Annotated in this window: 26 protein-coding genes; all 26 read right to left on the bottom strand. The window is 66.5% G+C overall.

The window, feature by feature from the left end; genetic code table 11:
* Positions 1-5 precede the first annotated feature (5 nt).
* The 26 genes from AB0L58_RS17545 to AB0L58_RS17420 all read right to left on the bottom strand — a co-directional run bounded on the left by AB0L58_RS17545 (position 6) and on the right by AB0L58_RS17420 (position 25,809).
* Positions 6-1,259 (bottom strand): hypothetical protein, encoded by a 1,254-nt coding sequence (locus AB0L58_RS17545; RefSeq protein WP_364387724.1) that lies wholly within the window; start codon positions 1,257-1,259, stop codon positions 6-8.
* Positions 1,256-2,125 (bottom strand): hypothetical protein, encoded by an 870-nt coding sequence (locus AB0L58_RS17540; RefSeq protein ID WP_364387722.1) that lies wholly within the window; start codon positions 2,123-2,125, stop codon positions 1,256-1,258. Before AB0L58_RS17540 ends, AB0L58_RS17545 begins: the two co-directional genes overlap by 4 nt.
* A gap of 207 nt (positions 2,126-2,332) precedes the next feature.
* The gene (locus AB0L58_RS17535) at positions 2,333-3,253 is read right to left on the bottom strand and encodes a hypothetical protein (protein WP_364387720.1); all 921 of its coding nucleotides are present in this window, start codon (positions 3,251-3,253) and stop codon (positions 2,333-2,335) included.
* Between the two features lie 48 nt (positions 3,254-3,301).
* Positions 3,302-4,249, bottom strand: coding sequence for a hypothetical protein (locus AB0L58_RS17530; RefSeq protein ID WP_364387718.1), 948 nt, complete (start codon positions 4,247-4,249; stop codon positions 3,302-3,304).
* A gap of 72 nt (positions 4,250-4,321) precedes the next feature.
* The gene (locus AB0L58_RS17525; RefSeq protein WP_364387716.1) at positions 4,322-5,317 is read right to left on the bottom strand and encodes a hypothetical protein; all 996 of its coding nucleotides are present in this window, start codon (positions 5,315-5,317) and stop codon (positions 4,322-4,324) included.
* 79 nt (positions 5,318-5,396) lie between these two features.
* Positions 5,397-6,413 carry a hypothetical protein gene (locus AB0L58_RS17520; protein WP_364387714.1) on the bottom strand — a complete coding sequence of 339 codons (1,017 nt, stop codon included), beginning with the start codon at positions 6,411-6,413 and terminating at the stop codon, positions 5,397-5,399.
* Positions 6,388-7,524, bottom strand: a complete 1,137-nt coding sequence (locus AB0L58_RS17515) for a hypothetical protein (RefSeq protein ID WP_364387712.1) — start codon at positions 7,522-7,524, stop codon at positions 6,388-6,390. Before AB0L58_RS17515 ends, AB0L58_RS17520 begins: the two co-directional genes overlap by 26 nt.
* Positions 7,521-8,063, bottom strand: coding sequence for a hypothetical protein (locus tag AB0L58_RS17510; RefSeq protein WP_364387710.1), 543 nt, complete (start codon positions 8,061-8,063; stop codon positions 7,521-7,523). Before AB0L58_RS17510 ends, AB0L58_RS17515 begins: the two co-directional genes overlap by 4 nt.
* Complete coding sequence (locus AB0L58_RS17505) at positions 8,060-8,722, bottom strand: hypothetical protein (protein ID WP_364387708.1); 663 nt, start codon at positions 8,720-8,722, stop codon at positions 8,060-8,062. Before AB0L58_RS17505 ends, AB0L58_RS17510 begins: the two co-directional genes overlap by 4 nt.
* Positions 8,723-8,812: 90 nt before the next feature.
* Positions 8,813-9,733: a hypothetical protein gene (locus AB0L58_RS17500; protein ID WP_364387706.1), complete on the bottom strand. Its 921-nt coding sequence runs from the start codon at positions 9,731-9,733 to the stop codon at positions 8,813-8,815.
* 205 nt (positions 9,734-9,938) lie between these two features.
* On the bottom strand, positions 9,939-10,439 hold the full coding sequence (locus AB0L58_RS17495; protein WP_364387704.1) for a hypothetical protein: 501 nt from the start codon (positions 10,437-10,439) through the stop codon (positions 9,939-9,941).
* Between the two features lie 180 nt (positions 10,440-10,619).
* Positions 10,620-11,765 (bottom strand): C40 family peptidase, encoded by a 1,146-nt coding sequence (locus AB0L58_RS17490; protein WP_364387702.1) that lies wholly within the window; start codon positions 11,763-11,765, stop codon positions 10,620-10,622.
* Between the two features lie 6 nt (positions 11,766-11,771).
* Positions 11,772-13,334, bottom strand: coding sequence for a hypothetical protein (locus AB0L58_RS17485; protein ID WP_364387700.1), 1,563 nt, complete (start codon positions 13,332-13,334; stop codon positions 11,772-11,774).
* Between the two features lie 158 nt (positions 13,335-13,492).
* Positions 13,493-14,965, bottom strand: a complete 1,473-nt coding sequence (locus tag AB0L58_RS17480) for an SCO6880 family protein (protein WP_364387698.1) — start codon at positions 14,963-14,965, stop codon at positions 13,493-13,495.
* The gene (locus AB0L58_RS17475) at positions 14,962-16,410 is read right to left on the bottom strand and encodes a hypothetical protein (RefSeq protein ID WP_364387696.1); all 1,449 of its coding nucleotides are present in this window, start codon (positions 16,408-16,410) and stop codon (positions 14,962-14,964) included. Before AB0L58_RS17475 ends, AB0L58_RS17480 begins: the two co-directional genes overlap by 4 nt.
* Entirely contained in the window at positions 16,407-17,213 is an 807-nt protein-coding gene (locus AB0L58_RS17470) for a hypothetical protein (RefSeq protein WP_364387694.1), read from the bottom strand. The genes AB0L58_RS17475 and AB0L58_RS17470 overlap by 4 nt, the downstream gene beginning before the upstream one ends.
* 15 nt (positions 17,214-17,228) lie before the next feature.
* Positions 17,229-17,867 carry a hypothetical protein gene (locus AB0L58_RS17465; RefSeq protein ID WP_364387692.1) on the bottom strand — a complete coding sequence of 213 codons (639 nt, stop codon included), beginning with the start codon at positions 17,865-17,867 and terminating at the stop codon, positions 17,229-17,231.
* Positions 17,868-17,885: 18 nt separating this feature from the next.
* The gene (locus AB0L58_RS17460; protein ID WP_364387690.1) at positions 17,886-18,119 is read right to left on the bottom strand and encodes a hypothetical protein; all 234 of its coding nucleotides are present in this window, start codon (positions 18,117-18,119) and stop codon (positions 17,886-17,888) included.
* Positions 18,116-19,024 carry an alpha/beta hydrolase gene (locus AB0L58_RS17455; protein ID WP_364387688.1) on the bottom strand — a complete coding sequence of 303 codons (909 nt, stop codon included), beginning with the start codon at positions 19,022-19,024 and terminating at the stop codon, positions 18,116-18,118. The genes AB0L58_RS17460 and AB0L58_RS17455 overlap by 4 nt, the downstream gene beginning before the upstream one ends.
* Positions 19,025-19,161: 137 nt before the next feature.
* On the bottom strand, positions 19,162-19,458 hold the full coding sequence (locus AB0L58_RS17450; protein WP_364387686.1) for a hypothetical protein: 297 nt from the start codon (positions 19,456-19,458) through the stop codon (positions 19,162-19,164).
* Entirely contained in the window at positions 19,455-20,120 is a 666-nt protein-coding gene (locus tag AB0L58_RS17445) for a hypothetical protein (RefSeq protein WP_364387684.1), read from the bottom strand. Before AB0L58_RS17445 ends, AB0L58_RS17450 begins: the two co-directional genes overlap by 4 nt.
* Complete coding sequence (locus AB0L58_RS17440; protein WP_364387682.1) at positions 20,120-20,851, bottom strand: hypothetical protein; 732 nt, start codon at positions 20,849-20,851, stop codon at positions 20,120-20,122. Before AB0L58_RS17440 ends, AB0L58_RS17445 begins: the two co-directional genes overlap by 1 nt.
* 125 nt (positions 20,852-20,976) lie before the next feature.
* Positions 20,977-22,548 carry a cutinase family protein gene (locus tag AB0L58_RS17435; RefSeq protein ID WP_364387680.1) on the bottom strand — a complete coding sequence of 524 codons (1,572 nt, stop codon included), beginning with the start codon at positions 22,546-22,548 and terminating at the stop codon, positions 20,977-20,979.
* Between the two features lie 299 nt (positions 22,549-22,847).
* On the bottom strand, positions 22,848-23,999 hold the full coding sequence (locus AB0L58_RS17430; RefSeq protein ID WP_364387678.1) for a lipase family protein: 1,152 nt from the start codon (positions 23,997-23,999) through the stop codon (positions 22,848-22,850).
* Positions 23,999-25,237 (bottom strand): cutinase family protein, encoded by a 1,239-nt coding sequence (locus tag AB0L58_RS17425; RefSeq protein ID WP_364387676.1) that lies wholly within the window; start codon positions 25,235-25,237, stop codon positions 23,999-24,001. Before AB0L58_RS17425 ends, AB0L58_RS17430 begins: the two co-directional genes overlap by 1 nt.
* Positions 25,234-25,809, bottom strand: coding sequence for a hypothetical protein (locus tag AB0L58_RS17420; protein ID WP_364387674.1), 576 nt, complete (start codon positions 25,807-25,809; stop codon positions 25,234-25,236). Before AB0L58_RS17420 ends, AB0L58_RS17425 begins: the two co-directional genes overlap by 4 nt.
* Positions 25,810-26,246: the final 437 nt, after the last annotated feature.

The following is a 26,246-nucleotide window of genomic DNA, read 5'->3' as shown; positions in this document are numbered from 1 at the left end:
CAATTTCACCGATGGACCTCCTCAACGACCTCGGTCCGGAGGCTCGCGGGGACCGGTTCGGTGGGTTCGATGGCGGTATCCCAGGTGCTGTCCGCGCCGTCGGGCATGGCGACGTCGACGGCCGTGCCGATGGCGTCGCCGCTGTCGTCGGCGCCGATGGGATTCACGGTTGCGGGCGTCGAGAGTGTTGGTGCGGCTGCGGTTTCGGTAGCGGTGGGCGCGGCTGCGTGGCGGGCGAGTTGGTTGCGCAGATCCGCCACGATGCCGCGCAGGGTGGCGGTTTCGGCGCGGGCGTCGTCGCGTTCGGTGGTGAGCTGCGCGATGCGCCCCAGATGAGGGTGGGCCGGACGCTCGTTCCAGTACGTGCCGTCCAGGCCCGCCCGGTAAGCGAGGTCGATATCGGAGTGCTCGACCCCACCAGCGAGCGCCTCAGTGCGGGCGCGCCGCACCTGTGCCAGCAACGACTCCATGTGCTCGACGAGAGCGTGTGGGTCCTGAATCGGTTCGCCGAGTCCGTCCGCCACGCGCGAGTGTTCGGCCGTGACGTCCTGCACTTCACGCAACAGCGCTGCCTGGCGTGCCAGCTGTGAGGTGCCGTCGCGATCGCCGAGTTCCTCCTCCCAATCCAGGGCGAGGTCGATACCGTCGATGACGGCCTCGACCTCGTCCATGCTCAACAGCTGCGCGCCCGGCCTGGCTCCCAACGCGCGATCCACCGCGCTCAACACGGGACCGGTCGGTTGCACCGAGGCCGCCTGAGTGTCTGTTGTCGATTGGGCTTGGGGCTCGGTCGTGTTGGTGATGAGACGTAACTGCGGTCCGGGAGCTCGCCAGCTCGCCTGATCTTGGCTGGAGCCGTAGGCGATGCCGTCGGTGTGGCCGGTGATTTCGCGGGCCTGGCGCAGGGTGCGCCAGGCCAGCTCATCGACACTGCGATCCCCGGCTTGCCGGGAGCGTGCGATGCTGTCGAAATATCGTCGCGTCGCCTCGGGATCGGCTTCCCATTCCTTGATCGCGGCGTCGATCTGCCCCCAGAGGGTGCGCCACTGCGGCATGTCGTGGTGGACCCACGGTGCGGCGAGCTCGACGGCAGAGTTCTGGAACCGCGCGACATCGGCGGGTGTTTCGCCATAGGGGGCGATCTCGCGCAGCGCGTAGTGCTTGGCGATGTCGGCCCGTAGACGCTGCTCAGTATCGGAGGCCGCGTCGGCGTAGTACAGCGGGTCCAGGTAGCCACGCGGCTGTTCCAACCACGTCATAGCCCCCGCTCCCACCCAGGCGTCGCCGGGGGATCCTCGCGCAGTGATCCCGTTTCCGGTGCCCATCGCCCACCGCCGAGGTCCGGCGATGTCGCGTCGATGGCCTCACCGATCTCGCCGCCGGAGTCCAGGGCGTGGCGTTCGATGTCGTCGCGAGCTGCAACTCTGCCGTCAGCCGGGTCGGGCATGAGGTCGGGGATAGTGTTGTCCCCCAGCAACCCTCGGAGTTTGACCTGACTGGTACTGACCTGGTATTCGAGTCCGAGGATCTTGGTGTCTTGGCCGGTGATGTGCATGCGAAGCGCCATGGCCTGCTGCCGGTATTCGAATGCTTGTCGAGCGAACCCTTGGGCTTGGGCATCGAGGCGTTCGATCCTGCCCAGCCAGCGGTGTGAGGGGTGCTGCGCCCATGGGATGCCCTCGGTGCCCAGTAGTTCGGCCGCGATGACGTCGTCCTCGCCGACACCGTCGGCCAGCGCGTCGCGACGGGCCTGTCCCAACGCCACGGTCAGGGCATCCAGCTGGGCTGGCACACCGTCACCGTGCTCACCCGGCACTGCGGCGTCGGCGAGCAGAGTTGTTGCCGCGGCGAGGTTTTGCACCTCGCGCAACCGCCGCGTGTAGAGTGCATCGGCCTGATCGTCAGCGGCCGAAGACCGGCCCGGCTCGGTGTAGGTCCGGCCGATTCTCTCGGGGGAATGGAACAGTTCCAGGGCCAGCTTTTCCACCTGCGCGGGGGATGTGTCCAGCGCCGTTGGGGTGGAACCGGTGGGCGGGGATTGACCCGCTGCGGCGCCCGGGTTCGGGAGTGAACTGGCCGTGGTGGTGGGTGTTTCGGGATTGTCCTGGAATGTGTTGTCGGACATCGTCCTCGACCTCGTCGAAGTGGGCCGCGACGCCGAAGCGTCTCGCGCGGCTGATTTCTGATGTCCCCGGCGGATTGTGTGGCTGTCTTCCCTTTGACCGGCACCTACGGTCAGCGCGGAAGACCCGGATGTTTCGCCTGCTGTCGCTGGATGCGCCGCGACCGGCACCTACGGTCGAGGGCGCGAAAGCTGTTGTGGTGTCGATGGTTACGGTTCGGGACCGGCCGCCCTATGGGCGTGTGGTGGCACTTCGGTCGTGGGGGTTGTTTCGCTGTTCCACTGCCCGACCTGACCGGGTGGCAGTGCCTGCTCGATCGCGGCGGTCATCGCAGTGTCGGGAGCGAGGGCGTCCTCGACGAACTGTGTGCGGATCGCGGCGTAGGCATCGGCGATCATCTGCTCCGGGTCCGGTGGCACACTGTCGGCTTGCGGGATCGGTTGACCGTCGTCGTCGACGGAGACATACGGCGGCACCGGCAATCCCGGGTCCGCGGTCATGTAGCCGCGTAGTTCGTTGTGGAGCCCGGCTTCGTCCTGGGCGCTGACATAAGAGTTGTGAAGTTTCAGCCATCCCGCTCGCCCGATTCCCCACAACTGCTCACCCTCTGCCGCGCTCACCTGCGCCATGTGTGCGAACGCGGTCGCCCGCTGGTGATGCACACGCATATTGCGCTCGAAATGCCGTGCCTGGGTGGGCGATATCTCGAACGTTGCCCGGCCGGTGACGACGCGGTCCTGATAGGCGGCGGCCAGATACGCCATCCGCTCCAGACTCCACAGATCCGGGGCCATCATGTCGAACCAGAACCCTCGAACCTCACTCGATACGCTCGGCAACTCCACCTGCTGCGGCGACTTCGCGGTCCGGGATCCGAGCTCGCGCACATCGGCGATCCAGTCGGGGCTGACCCCGGCTTGCAGCGCTTGCTGTTCGAGGGCTTCCCGTTCGGCGCTCAGCGCTTGCAGGTGGGTGGTCCATTCCAGGTGCGGGTCGGGCCCGTCGTAGCCGTCGAACCCCAGCCGCGAGATCCGGGTGTGCTCACCTTCCAGATGCTGGATTCGTCGCAACAACTCGGTCTGCCACCGGGCGAGTTCCCGCTGGTGTGCTGTCAGGTCAGGATCGGTCACGATCGAAACCCCCTGCCCCCAAGACCAATTCGATGCCCACCGGTGCCATCACAGGTCCCGGTCCAGATCGTGTGTCGAACCCGAGATGGTGGTGCCCGGTTCGCCGAGCGGTTCAGCTCCCCAGCTGCGGGTCAATTCGTCCAGCCGTGCTGCCGCGATCGCCTTCTCGCTGACCTGTCCTTCGGTGTGGGTGTCATCGCCGGAGGTGATAGCGAGTGCCTGTTGGGCGTGGTCGATCATGAGCTGTGGTGCCGGTGGTAGCTCACCGGGGATGACGGCACGGCCCGCTCCGCTGTCGAGGGGGTGCATGTGGGTTCGGGCGTCGTACTCGATACCCGGCCACGCTCGGGTGCGCCAGTGTTGTTCCAACTCGGTGTCGCTGTAGCGATTGACCGTTGCCTCCACCAGAGTTCGCCAGGCCTGTGCGTCGCGGCCCCACAGCTGGGCGCATTCGGTATCGGTGAGGTCCGCAGCGACGGCGGTGTCGGCGGCACGCACCCACAACGCGGACATGTTGGCGTGCATCTGGCTCGCCGCGACCGGCTCGGATTCGGAAACAATCCCAGCCGTGATGCGGCGTTGCCGGTGCGCGGCAAGGATCGCGGCGGTGTGTTCGAGGGCCCAGACATCGTCCGCGACACTGTCGAGCATCGCCTCGCGCGCCACGTCGGTTCCGCGCGCAGGTACCGGCGGTGGTGGTTGGCGGGCGTTCCAGCGGATTCCGCGATCACCGAGGGCGCGGGCCTGCTCGATCATCGGTTCGGGAATTGCGTTGGCGCGGGCGCGGATGACGGCTTGGTCGCGTTCGGCGTCCAGTTCCCGCAGGTGGGCCTGCCAAACATGGACTCGTGTGTCGTCGCTGCCGGGGGTGAGGTTGTAGTCGGGGTAGCCGTGATGCAGGACCCGCTGATGGTGGTACGACAGATCTTGTACCTGCTCGAGCAGTCGAGTTTTCAATGGCGGCAGCGACTCCCACGGTCGTGACGGTCCTGTCACAGCCGTCTCCCTGATCGTCGAGTCAGGATGTGCTGCACTGTATTTCCCGTGTTCATATGTGGCTCCTATCGGTTAGGGTTCGATGCCGCGCTCGGTGTTCACCTGCGACGGGGGCTGGTGCGGGGGAATTGGAAGACCGGCTTGGGGCCGTTCGCCCAAGGCACCTACATCCACGTCGGTGGCGTCGCTGGTCGCGTCGGTGTCGGTGTCGATTCCTGTCGCGCCGATGGCCTGACCGATCGCGACGCCGGCGCTGCGGTTCGAGTCCGGATCGGTGAGGGTGCTGACGTCGGTCGTGGCGATGTTGCGCGCGGGTGCGGCTACGGCGATCAGGTGGTGTGGTGACGGTGGCATGTGCCCGGCCGCGTGCGCGTGGGATAGGGATATCCCTGAGCTGGTCAGCGCTTCCAACCGCAGTTCAGCGGATAGCAGCTGCGGCAGTGAGGCGTATTCGAGCCATCGTGCGGTCAAGGTGTCGTTGTCATAGCCGTGCATCCGCGTCTGCAGGGTTTGGCGCAGACTCGTGTCATCGGTCGACCACAGCTGCTCGCGTTCGCTGGTAGTGACCTCGAGGGCGTGGGCTACCGCGCCGATGTGGTTGCGTAGCACGATCATTCGCGCGTCGAAAAACGACTGCTGGTCCGGGTCGGCGGCACCGAATCGGTGGTTATGGGCGGCGCGGACGGCGACCATATCTTCCAGCTGCTGCACCTGCGTCCCCAACCGAGCCAGCAGTCCCGCGCGGTCTGCAGCGACGGCGTCGGGGATCATCTGGTCGCCGCGCCATCGCAGCCCGTTGGTGCCGCGGGCTTGGACGTGATCGATCGCGTGTTGGGCGATCCCGATCGCCGTGGCCTGTTCGCGCATCAGCTGCCGGGACCGGTTGAGATGCCACAACTGCCGCCGCCACGCCGCGGTGAGGTCCGCATCCTCTTGATTCGCGCGACGGGCGCGGTTCTCGGCGTTGCCGATCTCCACGGTGAAGTTCTGGATCGCGCGCAGCATCTGCACCCGAACCGCCGGAATGGCGAGGCCCGCATCTGAATTCGACCACAGTGGATCAGTCACTACGACCACCTACTCGGGCAGTGGCTGCGGGGTAGGTCGAGCAGGTTTGCACGATCGCTGTTCATGAATGCGATGGCGTTCATGGGTCGATGCCATGGTTGGTGGTCAGCGGCAGTGGGTGCGATGGCGGATCGGTCGCCTCGTCCAGCGGTGTGGTGTGGGTGTCGCTGTTCAGGCCCGCCTGCTCGATCGCCGTGTGGATCAGCGCCCCATCTCCTGCCCGCACACTGCCCGTATCGGGGGTGGGCTCGGTATCAGCGGTACTGGTGGTCGTGGCGTCGACTACGGTCTCAGCGAGCGCGATCAGCTGTTGTGGGGCTGGTGGCAGTTGCCCGGCCGCTGCGGTGTCGGTACTGGTGATGCCCGCTCCTTGCAGGACATCGATCGGCAGGGATTCGGCGATCAGATTCGACAGGCTCGCCCGGCTGCGCCATTGCTCGGTCAACGCCTCGTCATCGAGGGCGTGCGCTCGCGTGGTGGCTGCTGCGATGCTGGCGGCGTCGGGCCACAATTGTTTCCGTTCGGCCGCGGAGAGGTCCAGGGCGTGGGCGAGCGCGCCGATGTGCTCGCGCAGCGCTTTCATGCTCAGCTGAAACCATGTCTGTGGTTCACCGGGAACGTCGCTGTAGCGGCGGGTGTAGGCGGCGTGGACCGCGGCCATCTCCTGCAGGCGGCCGACCTGGGTGGCTAATCCGGCCAGCAGCTGTGCGCGGTCGACGGCCTCGGTGGTGGGCATCGTCTGATCGGGGTGCCACCGGATGCCGTTGGTGCCGCGCTGGCGGACGTGCTCGATCAGGCGCGGGGGCACTCCGACGGCGATGGCCTCACCGGTGATGATCTCGCGGGCCTCGTTGAGATGTTGCAGTTGGTGCTGCCATCCCTGGACGATGTCCAGATCCAGGCGGTCCCAACCGAATCGGCCCCGATCAGCGGCGTTGCGGATATCGACGCTCATGTTCTGAATCGCGGTCAGCAACGCCTGCTGGACTGGCGGTAGCGCCGATGCCGATTCGACCATCATGACCACCAACCGCCGTCGACGCAGCGCCCAGCCCTCGTCCTCGCGGAGCTCATCGTTGGATCCCCACGTCCACACCGAGCACCTGGCCAGTCGGCGCCGGTCCGAGGTCGGCCTCGATTCCGATACCGACCTCGCCGGTCAGTCCGGCGTCCTCGATCGCGGTGCCGATGCCGTCCCCGGTATCGGCAACGACGCCCGGGCCGGGGTCGACCACATCGTCGAGGAGGTGTTCGGCGTGCACACCGAGGGTCAGTTCCTCGGTCAGCCCGGCGACCGCGTCCAACAATGGTTCCGGATTCCGGGTGCGGGTCTGGACCTCGATCTCGTCGACCTCGACTGTCTCGACGTCGATGTAGGGCAGGTCATCATCCGGGCTGGTGCCGTAGGGGACCATCGACACTCCCGGAGCCGCGGGGTTCGGGTCCACGTCGACGGCGTCGACATCCATGTAGGCGTGGGAATCCAGGCCGGTGTCGTCGGTGAACCGCTCGCCGTAGGCGGCGGCATGCGCGCTGTGCTCCTCGGACAGACCCGAGGTGTGATGGGTGGCGGCAAACCCAGCCGCCGCGTGCATCGCTGCCGCCGTGTCTGCGTTGTCGGCGGACAATGTTTCGCTGAAGCCAGCGGCGCGGCGGCGGATGTCGATCAGCAGCTTCTTGTACTCGACGTCCAGGTTGTACAAGTCTTTCGCGTATTTCGACCGGTCCCGGTACCCGTCTTTCTGCAGCTGGTGGATCTCGTTTTTGCGCTGCTGCTCGGCCGCACTCTCGTCGTCGCGACGTTTCAGATCCGCGTTGCCCCGTCGGATCTGCTCACTTTTGACCTCGATTTCGGCGTTGTTCAGGGCTTCACCCCACCGGGCGCGGTCGTTGTATCCGTCCAGTTGACGTTGGTGCACAACCTCTTTGCGGGTCGCCTCGTCGAGCTTGGCTTGTTCGTCGAGTTCGAACAGCCGCTGTCCCTGTGTGTGGCGATCGGCGTAGCCCTGTATCTTCGCCCAGTGCAGTTGCCGGTCGCGCAACTCACGAGCTCCGGCATCCTCCATCCGTTGCAGATGCTCTGCCACAGAGCGGGACTCGCCGCCGCGGCGTTGCAAGAAGTTGCCGACCATCGCTCCGGTCTGGAACGCCTGGATGAACCCCTGCCGAACCGCTTGACCGCCCTCTTCAACCGGATCCCCACTCATCCGCTCACCTCCAACGCCGAGACCAGCCACGGACTCGACAGGCCCGACCGGGTGGCGTGCGCATAGACCGCGAACCCCATCGCGGGGCTGGCGTCACCCGGATGCAGATCGACCGCGAGGACACGACTCATCGAGGTCGCGGTATCGGGCGGATGGTCATCGCCGGTGATTCGCGCGGTGGCCGTCATGCCCACGTGCTGTGTGCGCCATTGCTGCCAGCGCGCCGCGGTGATCGGCGTGAGCACCGTCGCCGCCGATTCACCCGCGGCGGCGAACTCCGGTTCCAGTAACGGTTTCGCGAGCTGGAACGCGACGCGTTGATCGGCCTGGGTCTCGGGCCGATAAGTGAAGACCGCCGCGATGGCGGCTCTGAGCACGGCCTCGCCCGAACACGGATCCACCGTGGTGTATGGCGCGGCGAATGCGGTTGCGGTACAAGCTGTCTCGTTGCCGATGGCCGGTTCGTGGGCGCATCCGGCACCCAGGACGGTGCTCGTTGCCGCTGTCACGACCAGCGCGCGGGGTCGGATGCCGCTCATGTCGGGATCCGGTGCCGGATCAGGGTGCCCAGATCGATGTGACGCCAGTCCACAGGGCTGGTGCCGGTGCACTGTTCATGGGCGGGGTTGTGGTCGGGGTCGGTGATCAGGTCCAGCACGAGTCCGGCGATGAACGCCGCCTGACGCAGGCTCTCGAGCAGATCACTACGGCTGGAGGACAAGATCAGGTGCAGTCTCGCGACCGGGGCGCCCCAGTCGTGGCGGGCTTGCCCGGCCAGCCAGATCGCCTGGCGTGCAGCTGCTTTCACGGCGTCGGCTTCGGATTCGATCACCGTGGGCGGGGTGAGTTCGTCGAAGCGATGCCGCCAGATCACTCGCCCGTCAGCGCGACACAGCGTGAACTGCTCGGTCGTGGCGGCCGACCACAACAATAAGAGTGGTCCGCGTGTCCCGCGTTCGGCGAGCCTGGCGTGGGCTTGCTCGCGTGCCAGTTCGTTCTCGCGCAGCCACGTGTAGTCGATCCCCGCTTCGGTTCGCAGCGCGGCGGTGAATTCAGCGAAAAGTTCCGGGCTGTTCAATCGGTGTTCGGTAGCGACATGGTCCAGCTGCCGGTAGCTGGTGCAGCCGCGCAGCTCACGCGCCAAGACCCGCACCACCAACTGCGAAAGGGTGAGTGCGTGTGCGTCAGCGGGGGTCACAGTGGGTGTGACTGTCATTGGTGACTGTCTTTCTTGTTGGTTCGTTGATATTGGGTTCGATTGCGGTGCAGTGGTTTTCACCCCGAGCGGTCATAAGTCGGGGTCCGCAGTGGACGACGCCTGCTCCGCTGCGTCGTGTGTGGTGTCGGTGCCGAGGTCCTCGCCCTGCCAGGAGCGGTTCGTACTGCCTCCGAGCGCAGTGTCAACGGCGTCGCTGATCGCGGTGTCGCCATCTGTTCCCTGATCGGAGGCGATGCCCGTGGCGCTGGTCCCGCCGCTACTGCGCCACGCTGTTTCGGCGGCTGTGATCAGCTCACCGGGGCGCGGTGGAAGTTGGTGTGTGGCGGCGTCGCTGACGCTGATCCCCGCCATATTCAGGGCTTCTACTCGCACGCGGGCGTCGCTCACCGCGGTCGTCTTCGTGTGGGTTCTCCACCGTTTGAGCAGTTGCGATACGGCCTGTTCGCGGGTTGAAGCCAGCACCGATCCCCAAGCGTCGCTGCTGGTGAACCACCAGCCCGCGACCTCGGTCTCGGTCACGTCGAGGGCGATGGCGACCATCGCGACCCTGGCCCACTGCAACCGCAGGTGCGCGCGGAATCGGTCGGCGAGATCACCAGGCACAGCGCCGAAGCGGTCCACGCATACCGTGTGGGTGGCGGTCATGTCGTAGAGCAGCGCGACCTGCTCGCGCAGGTGCGCCAGTAACTGCTCGCGATCCACCGCGGCTGCGGGAGGCAGCGACTCACCGCCAGTCCAGCGTGTTCCCGTATTCCCGGCGTTCTTGGCGACAGCGATCCAGGTATCGGGCACCCCGAGCGCACGAGCTTGGTCCTCGACCAGCTGTGATGCGACCGACAGCCCGCGTAAGTTGTTGCGCCACATTTTGAGCTCACCACCGCTGGGCCCGTCGGCGAGCTGAGCCAGATCGGCGGTGACGTTCTGGATCACCTTCAGCATTCCCAGCTGCACCGCGTCAGCCGCGCCGCCATCCGATACCGGGCCAGTCATAGTCGCGGACCCGAATCAGCTGGCAGACACCCTGTGTCGAGTGCACTGTCGATGTGTTGCGCTCTCGGGTGTGAATGCGCATCGACTGCCCGTGGGCGCCCTCCGATCGATCTCCGGGCGGCTGTAGCTTTCGCGTCCCGGCGCGCCGAGCCGTCGGCGAGTTCGCCGTATCCGGTGGGTTGTCGGGTCCGATCCGCGGCCGGGGTCACCGATCCGCTCCTGTATCGGGTGCCTCGATGGACGGTTGCGCGGATTCTGTTGAGGCAGTGCCGATGTCAGCTTCTGGTTCCACGTCCGGATCGGTGATCAGCGCGGCGTCGACGATGCCTGCGATCGATGTTGCGGTACGGGTTTCAGTCTCGCTCGCCGCTGCGAGCACGTCGTTCACCGTCTCGCGGACCTCCGAGGCCAGCGGCGCAATGTGGCCCGCAACGTCTTCTTCCATGGTTACCGCGACCGGGCCGTACCAGCCGCTCGGGTGGTCATAGCCCAACCGCGCGGGCACCTGGTCGGCTAACGGGTTCGGATGCAGGGCCGCGCTGGTGAAGTCGTCGGCGAACCAGGCCCGCACCCGTCCCATGCCCTGGGTGGCCAGGTCGGGCACATGCGCGCGGATCGCCGCCTGCAACCCCTGATCGCGCTCACGCGAGCCGTAGATGGCCGCGCCGTCCGGCTGCAGCACCACGAAATCGGCAGGCCAGCTCATCGACACACCTTCTCTACGCTGAAGGGATTGCTCTTCGAGACCCGCGGCGCTCTCACCAGCGGGCGGCTGTGGCGTGGTCATCGGACTACTCCCGTCTCTTCCTTCGTTGTCATGCAGCCCCATCGCGACCGCGAATCGCTGCGCAGAGCCGCTGTGCGGCATGGAGGCTGGTCTTCCTCGTCATCCATGGCGTTGTCCCGCGTCGTCGTTCACCGAGACCGCGTCGGCGTGGTGGGTGGGTTCGTAGCGGCGCACGTCCATGCGTTCGCCCTGCCATGCGCTCAGCGGGGTGAGGGTGACGTTTTGCCCGGTCTGCGGGCTGTGCAGCAGCAGGTCTTGACCTTGTTCGTTGCGGGCGGCATAGATGCCGACATGGTGGGAATCGGCAGGGCCGGGTTCGGTGAAGAAGATCAGGTCCCCAGGTTGTTTCCTGTCGAAGGGCACCATCTGCGCCAATGGGTGGTCTTGCTGGGCTTGGGTGTAGTGCGGCAGTCGCAGCTGTCCACCCGAGGCCTGGTAGATCGCGTACAGGGTCAAACCGCTGCAGTCGAATCCGCCGCCGGTCGGGCCATTGGTGTCCCCGCCGCCCCACACGTACGGGGTGCCGATCCAGCGTTGGGCGGCGTCGATGACGGCTTGCCCGAACGGACCCGTTGGGGTCAGTGGTGCACCGGAACTGTTGCCGCCGCAGCCCATCGGTTGTTGCCCTGCCCGCGGGGCGGGAATGGAGGCGGGGTCGATGTCGGCGAACATCGCATACAACTTCTTGGCGAGGTCGAGTTGCCCGGTGTAGGAGGCGGGGGCGGATTGTTCGATGGCTTGCGCGAGCTGGGCTGGCGGCATCTGTTGGGCGCCAGCGGTTTTGGTGGCTTGGTCGTAGAACCAGTTGATTTGATAGGTCGGGTCCATCAATCGGGCGATGCCGACTGTCCCCCAGACGCTGACCCGCATCTGGTGCGGGCCGACTGAGTCGTGGTCGTGGCCGACGCCGTCGTTGTTGTAGGACAGTGATTCCGGCACCGAGGAATTCGCGAGGTTCCGGAATGTCGACTCGGTAGCCTGCGCGGCCAGCTCGGCCACGATCACCGATTCGGGCATCTGCCGCTGTTCGCCGATCGCGACACCGTTGCGAGCCAGTTTCAGCTGGGCTTCGTTGAGCCCAGCCACGCTGGCCTTTCCCATTCCGCTTTCCCCACCTGCGGAGCTGGGTGCCAATGTCGTCGCACACGAGGTCGCCGGGTCGGCTCCCACGAAGATCAGCAGCATCAAGATCAGGGCGATCGGCAGCGACAATGCCGCTGCTGCAATGGTTTTCGGAGAATCCATTACCGTTCACCTGCCCGCCTCCTGGGTGGTTCCGATGTCCTGGAATCGACGGTTGGTGTTGTGGATGTCGGATTCACGTTCGGTTCGTGTGAAGGTGAGCCGGAACGGGATTCCGGGTTCGCCGGATTCTCCGGTTTTGAGTAGGAAGCATCCGGTGCCTGGTGGGGTTTCGCGGGTGTCGGTGTTGTCGTCGCTGGGTGGGCGTGGCGCTGCCCAGGAGGTGACCAGTAGTTTCTCGGTTTCGGTGATCCCGATCGCGGCGCGGATGCGGTTGATCTCCTCCGGCCCGACGGGGCCGATGATTTTCGCGCGGGCTCGTTCGAAGAAGCCGAGTGCTTTGGATACTGCGGCAACCGAATCGAAGGCGGCGAGGTCTTTGATGGTGTGGCTGCACATGATCAGCCCGGTGCCCAAGACACGGTTGAGTCGGGTGAGGGCGTCGACGCGGTCGACCATGAACTCACCGACGCCGAGAACGCGCCAGATTTCGTCCATCACGACTTCGTAGGTGCGTTTGCGGGCCAGTCCGGCATCGGCGAGGGCGTGTGCGGCGGCGACGGCACCGAAACCTTGGGACCAGCACACCATCAGCACCGCCGCGAGGAGTTTGGTGTCGCCTTCGGGGATACGGGAGACATCGACACAGATCGCGGGACTGTCCAGGTTCAGGGGTGTGCTGGTGTGGCCATCGAAGATGGCCCCGAACGGGCCTTCGACCAGTGCCCGCAGAGAGCGGCGCAGTGTTTTGGTGCTGGCCCGATAACTCTTGTCGTCGTCTTCTTCGGCGAACTGGCGCAGTTGTTCCCCGCCACCGGAGATGACTGCCAGCAGGTCCGACAACACCGGCGGCGCGTTCGGGGTGAATCCGCCTGCGGGACTGTAGAGTTCGCGGAGCGCTGCTGCGATGAGGGTTTCTTCGTAGTCCGCGACGCGGCTGCCGCGTACGAGTTCGATCAGCCCGGCGACGATATTGACCTGTCCGGCTTCGACCCGGGCGGCGACCTGGCGGCGCTGGTCCGGATCGGGCAGGCGGTCGATGATCTCTCCGAGGGCGCCGATATCGAGGGGGTTGAGGTGGCCGTGCCCGTAGCCGACGTCGATGACCTGCCCACCCAGGTGTTCGACGAGGTCGCGGTAGTCCGGCTTGGTATCGCCCATGCACAGCACGGTCTCCCCGGCTGCGACCGCGCCGGTCACCATCCGCCGGATCAAACTGGATTTGCCGAAACCATTGAGCGCCAACACAAAAGCGATCGGCGCGGTGATATATCCCCGCAGGAACCACGACATCACATCGAAATGCACAGGGGCACCGGTGATGTAGTGGCTGCCGACCGGCGTGCCGACGATGGGGGCGCTGGCGCCGATCGCGAACGGCCACAATCCGGCGACCTGCACGGTGGTCGACCGCCACTCCGGCATCGACGGGACCACCGCGGCACGCCCACCCCCGAGGCCGGCATAGCCGCGGTCGCTCAGCCGGGCCAGCGATCGTTGGAAACCACCGTCGCGGTCGAGATCCTCGACGCGGCGAGCCGCGTTCACCCGGCGGTGATCATCTGCCGACATCGCCAACCTGGCACGACGCCCACGCGACCCGGGCAACGCCGCATCCGCTTCCACCTGCGCGCGTGATGCCGGTGTAAGAACCCGGATTCCCGCGACACTGACAGTCGTGCGGCGCCGATCAGAGGTCTGGTTGTTCTTGTTGGTCGTGCCGCTGGTGCTCATGCCGAGACCCGCTTGGAGATGGATGTGTGCTCAGGCAGGATCAACCCGATCCCCAAGCTCGCCGCGAAGGTGCTCGCCTGCGAGCCATAGCAGCGGCGCACTCCCAGCCGCGACGCATCCGACATGCCCTGTACCGATGCTTCGATACCGGGTAGGTCCGCGTCGAGATGGTCACTGACCGTGATCAACACACCGAATCTGGTCAATCCCGCGCCACGGGCTTGTTCCTGGCGGGCGGCGTTGGTATTGCCGACCCGCAACGACGCCGATGCCGAAGCCATTCCGCGTTCGGTTTGCTCCGCAGCGAGCGCGTCACGGAAATCCGAGTCGACCAGTTTGGTGGCCTCCGCAGCCGAGTGAAGCCGGTACACGATCGCGACGCGTTTGCGCGGCACATCCGCGCGGGGGCGTAGCAACTCTTCCAACCCGGATTCCAGGACCGCACCGCGCGGTGCGGCGTCCATCTCCCAGGTGATCGACCGGCCACCGTCATGCAGGTAGTGATCCCACTGATCCGCGTGCGCGAGCGGGCCTGCGGTGTCCCACGATTGGGTGGTCGTGATTGTCGAGCCCGCGGATTCGACGTCACGTTGCGCTGCCAGGTCATAGCGGGTGCGGACCAGCCCGATCACTTCCCACGCCTGCAGCGGGGTCGCGGGCAACCCGGCCCGCGCTAGATGCGACAGGACTCCTTGCAGGCGCTGCCCGATCTCGCGGGCCTGTTCGGCGTCATCGCGGCGGATCCGGCCTTTTCCGATCGCCCGGTAGGTCACCGCGATACGGGCCTCGATGCGCACACCGACCCCGCCGATATCGGCAGCGGCCTCGCGCATCACCGCTTTCGCGAACTCCGGTGCGTCCGAACGCACTAGCCGAGCGACCTCGCGGCGCTGCCGCAGCCGGGTCTCTACCACGTTCTCCAAGACCGCGGTCACCGCGACGACTTCCCCGCCACGGCTTTGGGTGGCCAGGAACCGCCCGTAGCCCTCGACCCAGGCATCGATCTGGGATTGGTCGACCAGTTCTTTGCCGCGCGGGATCACCCGCAGCACGACTGTGTAGTGGTCGGTGCGGCGGATGTGGATCATCGCGAACCGCTTCCCGCCCGCGGTCTCGTACTCTGACAGTCGCGAATCAGCCAGCAGCCCAGGCAATCTCGCCGTCCCCGGGATCCGAGAGAAACGCCCGGCCCGATACACCAGCTCACCGCGGGCTCGTGCCAGCGTGAACTGGGCCCGCAGCACGATCAGTTCCCACCCGGTGCGGCCGTCGCGGCTCACGACCAGCGGGATGAACACCAGCGCCCCGCCGCCGACCAGTACCCCGGCCGCTGTCAGGGAGCGGGTGAGCATGAATCCCACCATCACGGTGATGGCCAATCCGAGCCCGAACATCGACGCACCCCAGGTAAGCCCGAAAAACCCTGCTGACCGTGGCTTCTCCCACCTGCCGTACATGCGCGTCGTCATCGCCGAACCTCCCCCGACACCGGCGCGTCCAGATCGAAACCACCATCAGCGGCATCAGTGGCGGTGGCATCAACCGCCGAAACACCCTGGCGCGCAACACCAGCCCCGGCCTTTGCGACCATGACGGCAGCGCCCGCAACACCGGCGCCCGCCGCACCACCGCTGCTCGCAGCTTCTGAGCCGCCACCGGGTGCTTTCGCGCCGGATGTCTCCGCGGGCGCGCTGGCACCACCTGATCCCGCAGCGCCGCCGCCACCTCCATCACCGGCCCGAGCGCCGCCACCAGCCACGCCCCCGCCACCGCCGTCCGGCATGGGACGTCCACCGCCACCGCCCTCATCGGGTGCTGACGGGGATCCGCCGCCACCGGGCGAGGATTCGCGCTCGCTGACCGGGCGAGCTTCGCCGCGACTTCGTCCAGCCGAGGACATCGCCGCCCCCAGCCCGGCACCAGCCAACGCCGCAGCAGCACCTCCCCCACCACCGAGCGTCGCCACAGCCGGCGCGATCAGTCGCATCAGCGCGGGCAGCACGATCGGCACCATCAGCAACAGAAGCAAACCGAGCAAAACCAGTTGCGAATCCTGCTGTTGCCCACCATCTTTCGTTCCAGCTGCGGTGAAGGCGATCGCATACACCAACGCGCCCACGGGTTTCCACAGCACGAATGCCAACGCCCAGGTCAACATCTTCTTGTAGGCCTGCGAGCCCGGACCGGTGCCCGCCGCAGCGGCGGCGATCGGGATCGCCGCGACCACGAGGATCAGCAGCGCCTGCCGAACAACCAGCATTACCAGTTGTACGAGCATGCTGATGGTGCCGAGGATGGCGAGGATGAGCAGTGCACCTGACCCCAGACCGGAGTTGTGCTTCAGGTCGAAGTCCGCGAACCTGGACACCGCGCTCGTCAGGTCACCGCGAGTCGCATCGAAGATCACCCACTTGGAGAACTGATCACCTGCACGTGTGCCTGCGGTGATGACGGCGGCGAACATCATGCTCGCGAAGACCGCTTTGCCGAAAACCAGGAACGACTCCTGGGCTTCACCCGCGACGCCGCCGCGTTTTGCCAGCGCCAGCCGGGCCGCGGCAAACATGATGCCGCCCGTCATCAGCAGCACTTGAAGACCGCTGGTGTAGTCGCGGATGGACCCGAGTACCGGTCCCGGCTCGCCGGTATTGGCCGCCAGCTGCGGGGACGGCAGGTTGAGCCACCACGTCATCACGACCCGCAAGAACTTCGCCACACCGTCGATGAGCGTGTCGATCACATCGTCGAAAGCCGACTTCGCGGCGTCCCCGGCGGCCTGCGAACCTGCCTTGCCCAACTGGCAGACCGCTCCCGGGCCGCTAGGGATATCGCAGAGACTCGGCAGCTGCAGTTGGGCCTGCCATGGATCACTCAGAGCTGGTCGCGCTTCCATGCCGTTCGATCCGGTGGTCATGACACGGCCTTCCATGGTGCGAAGTCAGCAAGTGAGGTTGTAGGAGTGGCTGGTGCCCAGAGGGTTTCGACGTCGTCGGGGACGCGGACGTGCCAGTCGTCGCCGGTCCAGGTCATCGGCCATGTCGAGTACGCGACTCCGCCGATGGCTTTGGAGGCGATCTGGACGACAGCGAAATCCGGTCGGTATCCGGGCAGGATGCGGAATCCCTCCGGGACGACTACGTAATGGGCTGCGTCGGGGGTGTTCTTGCGGGAGCGCGCGAATCTGTCGATCAGAGCCTGCCCGCCACCGAGGTATCGGTCGGCGACGATCTGCTGCCATACCCCCTCGGGGGCGGCCAATGCTCGGGCGAGTGCGTCGTAGGCGGCCAGTGCGGCACCTTGTGGTGTGTCGGCGAATCCGGAGGCCACGCCAGCGATCACCTCGGCGGGGCCGTCGCTGCCGGAGAACGGTAGGGCTGCACCGCCCCATCCGCGTTGCCATTGCATGCGTGCTGGTGGCGCGCTCAGGTAGTCGAGACGACCGGGATCGGGTCGTGTTGCCGGGTCTTGTTCCAGTGCAACGCCTTCGTCGCGGTCGGTGACCTCGAGTCGGTTGCCGAACATGTCGATCGTCGGTGGACTCGACACCCCGGAAGGCCCCGGTGTGGCTTGCTGGGGTGCGGTGGGCCCGATCGGGTTGTCGCTGGGTCGTTGTGGGTTGGGTGTGTTGTCGGTGCCTGTGACGGCCAGCACGAACGCTGCGACTACGACGGCGGTGATGCCGACGAGCAAGATGATCAGTAGGCGAGCAGATGCCATGGCGCGCTTCCGTTCTCAGTGCCCTGGTAGGGCGACCATGTCCGCTGGTGTCGTATCCACCGCGGCGACCGTGGGCACAGTTGGTTGGGCTAGTAGGAGCAGGCGCCAGTCCCCGGACTGCCACAGCACGGTCACGGTGTTGCGGGTCAGCGAGGCATCGGCCTGGCGTGTGTAGATCGCGATATCGGCGGCTTGCGTGCTGTAGCGGCTGATCAGGTAACCCAGCACTGTTGGTGCACCCGTGCTGATCGCGCTGGTGATCGAGATCTGCGCGCGGGCCAGGGCCCATGCGTCGCGGCCGGGTCCGGGTGCGAGCATCTGCTGTGCGACCAGCGCCCACTGGATGTCGGTGGCCACCGATATGCGCACGCTCGCGTGGATCGCGGCAAGCCCGGCACCGACTGGGGTGTGGTCGAAACCGCGTGCGACCGCGCCGTTCACCGATTTCGGTCCTTGGTCAGCGACCGGCAGTTGCATGCCTTGGAACGACGTCCATCCCAGCCTGGTCGGGGATCCATGTACCTCGACCGGCGGCTGCTGGACCAGCGTGGAGGTGTCGGTGCTGTCGTCACCGCAACCTGTCACCGCTGCTATGCCGAACACCGCGGTCGAAGCCACCATTGCGGTGGCGATTGCTCGGTTCGGGGTCGTCATGTTGTCCTCCACATCGGGTCAGGTGGTTGGCACGATCGCGACGGCGAGACCGCTGGCGGATCCGAGCAGGGCTGCGCCCAGCAGGGTTCCGACGAGGCCCTCTGTGGACTCCTCGCGGTAGATCCGGATAGCGAGGAGCCCGGCGAGCCAGATGGCACGCGCGATGCACAGCAGCAGCACGATCCAGGCGAGATACCCCAGCAGTTGCGTGAGCGGAGTCGTCACCTCTGCCGGGAGTTGTTTGCCGCTCATAGCTGCGCACCTCGCGCCGAATCCGCGGGGTTCTCGTCTCGGTAGGCGACTTCCAGTGCCTGCAAGATCGCCGTGCCCGCGGTCTGCGGGTCGGTGTGGGGCAGGGAATGTCCTGCGCCGGGAACGATTTCGTAGTCTGCCCAGATCGCATCGGCAAGCCGCATCGACTGTGTGGGCGGTACCACCCGGTCACGCTCGGCGGACAGGACGAACGAGGGGATCGAACGCATCGCGACCGCCGTCGCTGGCTCGAGAAAGTGCTCACCGTAGCTGTGCAGCAAGTCGGCTAACACCCTCGGATCACCGTGGCGCTGACCGGCGATCAGTAGCGCCTTGGACCCCAGCCCCTTGCTCAGACTTCGGAACCGGCGTTCCAGCAGCACATACCCGGCGGCGGCGATGCGGTCGAACCGTCCATGGCGCAGTCGCCGCAGTCGTGCCGGAATTTTCAGGAAATGCCGTGGCAGAGAGGGAAATTCGGGAAACTCGCAGGCGCCGTTGAACAACACCAGCCCCGACAGAGCGGCGGCGCGTTCGGGATGGTGTTTCACGTAGGCGTGGGCGACCAGGCTTCCTGCGGAGTGCGCTGCCAGGATCACCGCACCGGTGGCATGAGCCAAGACGATATCCAGGTCATCGGCCAGGTGCCGCAGCGTCGTTCCTGTGGATCGAGTCGGCCATCCGGAGCCGCCGTGGCCGCGCTGGTCGTAGGTGATCTGGCCGATCGCACCGCCGAGTTGGTGGTGCAGATGCTGCGTCAAGGGCGTCCAGTAGCTGGCGTCGGTCAGCAGACCATGGACATAGACGATCGTGGCCGGGGTGTCGGAGCGGCCGAGCCTGCTGGCTGACAGTTCTATGCCGTCGGTGGTGGTGATGGTCAGCGGGCACGGTTGGGGAAAGGTCATCAGGTGAAGTCCTTGCAGTTTGCGGAGCGGAATCCGGTCCGTGTTCGAGCGCTAGGGGCATGAGGCCCACCGCAGGCGCAGGGGTTGTGGCAGTGCTGTGGAAGCCTTTGGAAGAAAAGGAATTTGACGCATTGCGCTCACCCTGTGCCGGTGACGACGGCTTGCATGATTCCGCCGGCGCTGGTGGCGATGATGCCGCCGACGAGCGCGCCGAGCACGATCTTGGGGGATTCCAGCGCTCCGCCGTGGAATCGTTCCCACCCGAACTTGCCGCCCGCGTAGATCAGTGCGGCGATCCCGGCGACCATGACGAGCCAGGACAGGTAGTTGACGATGTTGATCAGCTTTTCTGAGCCGGGCGGTGCTTTGGGTGTGACGGGGATTTGGTCGGCGAGCACGGTGATCGCTTCACTGATCAGGTAGGCGGTGGTCATGACTCGCTGTCCGAATCAGGTCGTGCCCCAGTGGTTTTCCGTTGCTCGGCGAGGCGTGTGAGGATCTCGGTTCCTGCGCGGTGGACATCGGTGGGCACCGCCGCCGCGATGTGGGCTCGTCGTCGCGGTGGTGGGTTGAAGGGCAGGTACTGGGCCAGCTCTGACAGCTCGCAGCTGATGAGTTCGTCGTGCCAGCCGATCGAATAGACGTGCTCGACCAGCTCGGCGACGACGCCGCGGTAGCGACGTACCGAGGCGGGCACCCGGCCGGGACGCGCTGGGGTTAGCACGAGTCCGATGACGGTGACGCCGTCGGGGGCGAGGTCTGCGTGCCATTCGCGTAGTCGGTCGGCGGCCGCGGTCAATCCGGGCATGCACAGTCGAGCCGCGATCACCACCCGTTGCGTTGTGCGGTTCGAGGCCGGCCAGGCCAGTCCGGTGTCGGCGGCCGGTGCCCACCACCGTGCCAGAGTGGAGGTGCCGGCTCCGCCGTGTGCACCGAGCACCGCGAACAACGGCGGGTGTGGACCGGTGACCGGCAGCGGGGCAGAGCGAATAGGAGCACACCGGTGCGATGGTGGCGGGTCGATCGTACCCGGATCTAATCGGCTGCGCGGATCGCGGTTGGCGCCGACATGGGAATGGAGGGCTGTAGTGGTCATCACGTGCCCTGCTTCTGGATGTTGACGATGGCCGCCACGGCATCGGTGATGCGGACGTTGATCACCTGGAGGTAGTCGATGCGCTGGTTGTCCGGGTGTAGTTCCACCAGGTGCACCGTCGCGGTGGTGTCCGCGATCGGGGTGATCGCGACGCAGTGGCGGGTGTCTTTCGGGATGGAGGCGATACCGGCCGCCAACGCCTCGGGCAGGATCCGTGCGTCCGGTGCGAGGAACCGCAGTGCGGCCTCAGGGTTGCCCTGGTAGTAGGCGTATTCGAATCCAGCGATCGCCCGTGTCATGGGGTCGGGACCTTCAGGGGTGGCTGTCACCACGGGCGCGGTCAGGCCCTGGCATGCGGGGCGAGGCGACGGTGTGGAGGTTGGTGGCGCGACGGTCATGGTGGGTGCCGCGGTCTGTGGGTGTCGTTCTCTGGCCGCGAAGCTCCCAGCGATGACCAGGCTCACGGCGGCGAGCGCCGCCATGCCCAGGGCAGTCCATGCCTTTGACGGGAGTCCGCGCGATCGGCCGGGTTCGGTTTCAGCGTCGGGCTCGAGGATGCCGGCGTGCGCGGGCGGCTGGTCGTTCAGCCGGTCCCATTCGTCGTTGCCGTGGTGATCGGATGGTGTTGCGCGCGAACCGATGACGGGTAGTTCGACCGCGGTGTTGTCGTCGAGCCATCCCCACCCGTGCATGTCGTCGGTGCGGATGTCGGTGCCGGACTCGGTTGCCATGTGGGGTTTCACCTCCTTGGTGCTCATGTCGGAGTGCTTGGGGCCCTTCGGGGGAAGTCGCCGGGGATTGATTCACGGATCAGCTCTGATTAGGTGCGAGCTGATCGCGTCTTCCCCCGAAGGGGTCATGGGGCGGGCGTTGTGCCTGCCGGGCTTGTGGTCACCGTCGAAGTGGTCGCTGCCGCAGTCGCTGTCGGCCAGGCTGGTGTCGTTGTGGGGGCGGTCGTGGTTGTCACAGCGGTGGTTGTGGTTGGTGCTGGTGTCGCGGGCGGGGTGATTGCGGCGATGTCATGGGCGGCGGCGGCGAACCAGGCCGCCGTGGCCATCGCGGGCGATTGCCCGGTCGGGGTGGCAGCGGTGCCTGTGTAGGAACCGTGGCGCCCGGATGTGTCGCTGTATTGGGCCGAGCTGGCGATGTTGTAGAGCTGGGTGTTGTCGGTGACGTTGGTGGTGATCGCCTCGAAGGCTTGGTTGATCAGCCGGATCCCGGTCTGTGGTGGGACGAGTTCGACCACGGCGGCGGCGAGTTTGGTGCCGAGGGTGGCGATCGCGGCCAACGGGTCGGTCATGCCGACCGTGGCGAGTTCGGTGATCGTCTCCGGGGTGAACACCGTCTGTGCCACTGCGGTGACCGCGTTCAGCGCGATGGTGCCGATCCGCATCAGTGCGGCGATGGCCTGGTCGGGTCCGGGCAGTGGCGTTGCGGGGTTCGAGGCTTCGGCCAGGCGCTGGCTGATCGACTTGCTCGGCTCGTAGGACAACTGATCGAGGCTGTTGCCGTGGACGTCTTCGTGGACCACGCCGACAGCGGTCTTGTACACCGTCGCGGCGAAGGCTTGGGCGATCGTGGAGATCGCCGCGACGGGGTCACGTAGATCCGATTGCGCGGCGATGTTGGCGACCGTCGTCGCCAGCGGCCCTTCGGACGGGGCCGCGCAGGTGATGTCACCGGCGACACAGAAATCAGCGACGCGTCCGGTGAGAGAGCCGAAACTCGCTGATGTATCGGCGGTTCGAGCGATACCGGAACCGGCGGGAACGGTGTCGGTGAAGGCGATCTTCGATACCTGGGTTCCCGTGGTGGCGGGCGCGGCTGTGGGTGTGGTGGCACCGGGGCGTCCCGGCAGCACCGCGGTGTCGCCAGCGCGAGCGGGGTTGGCCAGCAGTGCGATGCCCGCGACCTGGTCCGCGCCTATCTTGGCGGTGCCGGTGCCGACCCGTTTGGCGAACGCCGCGACTGCCGCAGCGCCTTGCGCGTAACCAGCGACAGCGATCTTGGTGGTGGGGCAGCGGCGCACGATCTCGGCGGCGGTGTCCTCGACTCTCCCCGACGCGGTCGCTACAGACTGGTCGTAGGGTTGCTCGGTCCCGTCCTCACCGGTGCCGTACGGGATGTACGCGCGTTGCGCCAAACCCTGTGCCGCGCTGAGCATCGGCGCGAACAGCCCTCCGAGCGCGCCGGTGTCGGTGGTCGAGGCGGCATCCGGTGAGCTCTCCTCAGGTCCCTGCACGCCCAGCGCATATAGCGCGGGACAGGTCGTATCCAGCGGGGCATCAGGACTCGGCGACTGCGCTGACGCAGACCCGCTCGCGACGATGCTCGCGACAATCGTCGATGCCGCGACGATCCCCGTCAATGTGTGGTTCGGCGCCGACGTTCGTCTCGCATGGGTGTCCCGAATTGTGCTGGTATGCATGGTTTCTTCTCCTTTCAGTCCTGAGTTGCATTGCGATGAGCCGTGTTTGATGCAGGCGGGTCGGGCGCGGTGGCGCAGCGGGGTTCCGACCGCTCCTGCGAACCGGATGCTCCGGTGCCGCTGTCGGGATCGTCGCGGCGTGCGGTTCGTGCGGTCGCGCGGGCCTGTTTGACGAGGTGGGGATGTTCGTGATGGTCGTTGTGGCGCATACTGTTGGCCTCGCTTGGTTGTCTTCCGGGGCCTGCCCGCGCCGTCGGCGAGGGGGCAACCGGCGCGGGTAGGGTTTCCCGGAGGGGGTTTCAGGAGTCCGGGGGCGTCGTTGTCGGCGATGTCGGTGGCATCGACCGGATCGGCCTCGATGGGATGCGCTCTAGGTAGCCCGCCAGGCGGGCGATGGCCTCACCGGCTCCGTCGATGGCGGCTTGCAGGTGATCGACCGGGTATTCACGCCAATTCAGATCCACACCCAACCCGCGATAGTCGCTGAACAGTCGGCGCGCCGATTCGACAGGGATGAGGGTGTCTTGTGTGCCGTGATAGAGGTGCACTGGGATGCGGGTTGGTTGCTGTGCGCAGCGTTCACGAGCCAGCACATATCGCCACATCGGGTCCACCCACGGGTCCGCCCGCTCGCACCAGCGCCCCAACGGTTGCCTGTTTCGCTCGAGAATCGTTGTCGCGTCGAGATTTTCGATATTTGCGGCGGCGAGGTGGCCTTCGGTGGTGAGGATGTGCAGCATCGGCAAGTGCGCATAAGCGCGGGCTAACCCGACCAGTCCGGCCAGCCCGAGGCCCGCGTATGGTCCGTCGTCGATCTCGGCGACGAGTTCCCCCGGATCGGCGACCACAGCGCCGGCTGCGACACCGCGCAGGTCGAGATCGGGTGCGTATTCGTGCTGGATTTCCGCGGCCCATAAGGCGTTTCGGCCGCCGTCGGCGTATCCCCACAAGGCGATCGGCGTGGTGTCGTCGTTCAAGCCGGGTAGTCGCTGTGTGGCACGGGTGAGGTCGAGGATGGTTTGCCCGGCGCAGCGACCGGCCAGGAATGTGTGGGGTCCCAGTCCCGTGATGCCGAGTCCCCGACCGTCGGCAACCGCGACACTCCAGCCGCGATCCAACGCCATCGCGAGGTAGTCGGCTTCGGGTTCGATCTCGTCGGCCAGCAACTGCGAGGGTGCGCACCGGCCGCCGAGCCCACGGAACACCGGACAGTATCCGAGGATGGGTCCTACACCCTCTTGGGTGGCGATGTCGGGGACAATGACGATACCCGAAGCCGGGATCAGCTCGCCGTAGGAATCGCTCGAGACGTAGACGATCTGCCACGCGTGCGCGACCGAACGCAGTTGTGGGACAGCGACTTCCCGCGTACGCAGGACCTGCCCGCGTGAGCTGGAGGCCTCGATCGGTGTCGCGGTGTAGAACTCGTCGTCGGTGAGGGGTTCGGTCATCATCGGCTCCCGATGTCTTGGGCCAGGGCAATCAGCCACGCGCTACCCGAGGTCAACTGGCCGGTCGCGGCGTAGCCGTTGTGGCGGGCGACGGTGTCGGCGAAATGCAGCCAGACACCGGGGTCGGCCAGGGCGGCGTTGTCGGCGAGCAACTGTCCCCATGCGGCACCGAGTTGCCCGACCACCTTGGGCAACAACCCCACCGGGTTGGCGACGATGGTGGCGGTGATCTCGTTCCAGCGCGCCGCCGCCGCACCGGCATCTTCCGGTTTCGGCGCCGGAATGCGCGGGTCGGCCGCGTCGATCAGCCGGGCTGACAGGGGTTGTTGTGGGGCGTAGTCGACGTTGCCGCCGCCGACCTGGATGTCGTTGTTGATGACGGTGGTCCAGGCGTCACCGAGGGCCGCCGACAGCAGTGTGTTGATAGATGCGACAGCCGAGATCGGGTCTGCCAGGTTCGCTTGCGCGGCGATCTCCGCACCGAGGCGCAGCAGCGCCGCCTGATCCGGTGCCGAGCACGCCAGATCACCATCGACACAGACATCGGCGACGCGTCCTTCGAGCGCCCCGTACCCCGCGCCGGTGCTTGCGATTCCGCTACCAGCGGCCGCGGCGCTGATTATCTGGACACTCGACACCGCCGCGCCGCTGGTCCCCGGCGCCGGGTCGGGAACGGTTTGCCCTACTCGACCGGGAAAGGTTGGGCTGGCTTCGACGCGGACCGGATTGGAATACAGTGCGATCGCGGCGATCTTGTCCGCGGGCACCGAACCAACCCCTGCCCCTACTTCCTGGGCGAACTGCGCAAGGGCTTGTGCGCCTTGGGAATAAGCGACACCGGCGATCAGCGTGCCAGGGCACTGCTCGATCACTTGCGCTGCCGCAGTGGCGAGTTGGTTGTGCGCGTCGGCCACCGATGCCGCGTATGGGTCCGCTCCGCCACCGGGCACGATGCCGCCGAATCCGGCACCGTAGGCGACGTAGCTATGTTGCACCAGCCCCGGCACAGTGGCAGTGACCGGCGCCAACATCGTGCCGAGCACACCGGTGTCGGCCACCGGGTCCGCTGCCGGTGAGGACTGACCGGTCCCCTGGACACCCAGGACATACAAGGCAGGGCAACCCGGTCCGATCGGCACCGCCGGGGCGCTACCCGCGGCGGCGGTCAGCGCTGATGCGGCTGATACTGCCAGCGCGATCATGGTGGCGCGGACGCGTCGAGTCGTGGACGTTGTCACGGCTGCCCCACTCCCACGCCCGCACCGAACCCAGCACCGATGGTGCCGGCAACCGCTGCTCCCACCGCAGCGACCGGGACTCCGGCGATGGCCGCGCCTACCGCAGCGCCGATCGCGGCACCGATCGCTGTTCCCGCGATACCGGAGGTGACGGTCCCGATCACCGGGACCTCGATCACCGTTCCCACTGCGGCCCCGGCGATCCCGCCGATGGTGCCACCGACAAGACCGCCCACGACCGCCCCTACGGCAGCGGTCGGAGCTCCCGCGATCGCGGCACCGGCCGCGCCGCCCAGCAGTGCACCCGCAGTGGTCGCGCCACTGACCCGGTCCGAGCGGCCCGGTGGGAGCCCGATCGAATCCAACGCTTGCGCCACTTGGGCTTCGGCACCGGCGGCAGTGTCGTTGATGCAGTCTCGAACCTCCGGCGGCAACCAATCCGGTGACGGAGTCTCGAATTGCCCGATCCGGATCGTGTCAGGAGGTGGCTCGATCGGCGCGACCGGCGGCACCGGTTCGGGCAGATGCAACTCCCCCAGATCAACCGGCCCGACCGGCGCCGGTGAGGGCACCGGCCGGCTAGGTGCCGCGTTGCGCACTTCTGGGCGTTGCTCGTAATACGCCTGGTCCTGCGCAGGAGCATTGGGAGGCGGCGGTGCGGGAGTGGTGGTGCCAGGCTGTTCAGGGCTGGTTACCCCCGGCTGGTCCGTAATCGGATCGGCCGAAGTCGCCGCCGATGCAACACCGCTGCAAACAAAAACCACCACCACCGGAATCGCGCTCGCCAGCGCGATCCTGGCGCCACGCCCCACTCGACCAGGGTTGCCGTTAACGGAATGCATGTGATTCGGACCGGAATTCCTGCGCAATGCTGCGCGATGTGTTGTATTTCGGTATTTCGGCACGCCAAATAGCCCTTCTACACGAAGGCGGAATAGGAAAGTCGAAGAATGCGCTCAGCGCGGCCCCACAGGGCCTCCCACCATGGTTTCCCCAGTAAGGAGGCCCT

This window comes from Nocardia sp. NPDC052112 (assembly GCF_040680135.1).
Classification (GTDB): domain Bacteria; phylum Actinomycetota; class Actinomycetes; order Mycobacteriales; family Mycobacteriaceae; genus Nocardia.
This window is presented reverse-complemented; position numbering and strand designations above follow the sequence as displayed.

Bases quoted from the DNA above. Each gene is read 5' to 3' on its own strand.
- AB0L58_RS17545 (WP_364387724.1), bottom strand. From the start codon at position 1,259: ATGACGTGGTTGGAACAGCCGCGTGGCTACCTGGACCCGCTGTACTAC.
- AB0L58_RS17540 (WP_364387722.1), bottom strand. From the start codon at position 2,125: ATGTCCGACAACACATTCCAGGACAATCCCGAAACACCCACCACCACG.
- AB0L58_RS17515 (WP_364387712.1), bottom strand. From the start codon at position 7,524: ATGAGTGGGGATCCGGTTGAAGAGGGCGGTCAAGCGGTTCGGCAGGGG.
- AB0L58_RS17510 (WP_364387710.1), bottom strand. From the start codon at position 8,063: ATGAGCGGCATCCGACCCCGCGCGCTGGTCGTGACAGCGGCAACGAGC.
- AB0L58_RS17500 (WP_364387706.1), bottom strand. From the start codon at position 9,733: ATGACTGGCCCGGTATCGGATGGCGGCGCGGCTGACGCGGTGCAGCTG.
- AB0L58_RS17495 (WP_364387704.1), bottom strand. From the start codon at position 10,439: ATGAGCTGGCCTGCCGATTTCGTGGTGCTGCAGCCGGACGGCGCGGCC.
- AB0L58_RS17490 (WP_364387702.1), bottom strand. From the start codon at position 11,765: ATGGATTCTCCGAAAACCATTGCAGCAGCGGCATTGTCGCTGCCGATC.
- AB0L58_RS17485 (WP_364387700.1), bottom strand. From the start codon at position 13,334: ATGTCGGCAGATGATCACCGCCGGGTGAACGCGGCTCGCCGCGTCGAG.
- AB0L58_RS17480 (WP_364387698.1), bottom strand. From the start codon at position 14,965: ATGACGACGCGCATGTACGGCAGGTGGGAGAAGCCACGGTCAGCAGGG.
- AB0L58_RS17475 (WP_364387696.1), bottom strand. From the start codon at position 16,410: ATGACCACCGGATCGAACGGCATGGAAGCGCGACCAGCTCTGAGTGAT.
- AB0L58_RS17470 (WP_364387694.1), bottom strand. From the start codon at position 17,213: ATGGCATCTGCTCGCCTACTGATCATCTTGCTCGTCGGCATCACCGCC.
- AB0L58_RS17465 (WP_364387692.1), bottom strand. From the start codon at position 17,867: ATGACGACCCCGAACCGAGCAATCGCCACCGCAATGGTGGCTTCGACC.
- AB0L58_RS17460 (WP_364387690.1), bottom strand. From the start codon at position 18,119: ATGAGCGGCAAACAACTCCCGGCAGAGGTGACGACTCCGCTCACGCAA.
- AB0L58_RS17455 (WP_364387688.1), bottom strand. From the start codon at position 19,024: ATGACCTTTCCCCAACCGTGCCCGCTGACCATCACCACCACCGACGGC.
- AB0L58_RS17450 (WP_364387686.1), bottom strand. From the start codon at position 19,458: ATGACCACCGCCTACCTGATCAGTGAAGCGATCACCGTGCTCGCCGAC.
- AB0L58_RS17445 (WP_364387684.1), bottom strand. From the start codon at position 20,120: ATGACCACTACAGCCCTCCATTCCCATGTCGGCGCCAACCGCGATCCG.
- AB0L58_RS17440 (WP_364387682.1), bottom strand. From the start codon at position 20,851: ATGGCAACCGAGTCCGGCACCGACATCCGCACCGACGACATGCACGGG.
- AB0L58_RS17435 (WP_364387680.1), bottom strand. From the start codon at position 22,548: ATGCATACCAGCACAATTCGGGACACCCATGCGAGACGAACGTCGGCG.
- AB0L58_RS17430 (WP_364387678.1), bottom strand. From the start codon at position 23,999: ATGACCGAACCCCTCACCGACGACGAGTTCTACACCGCGACACCGATC.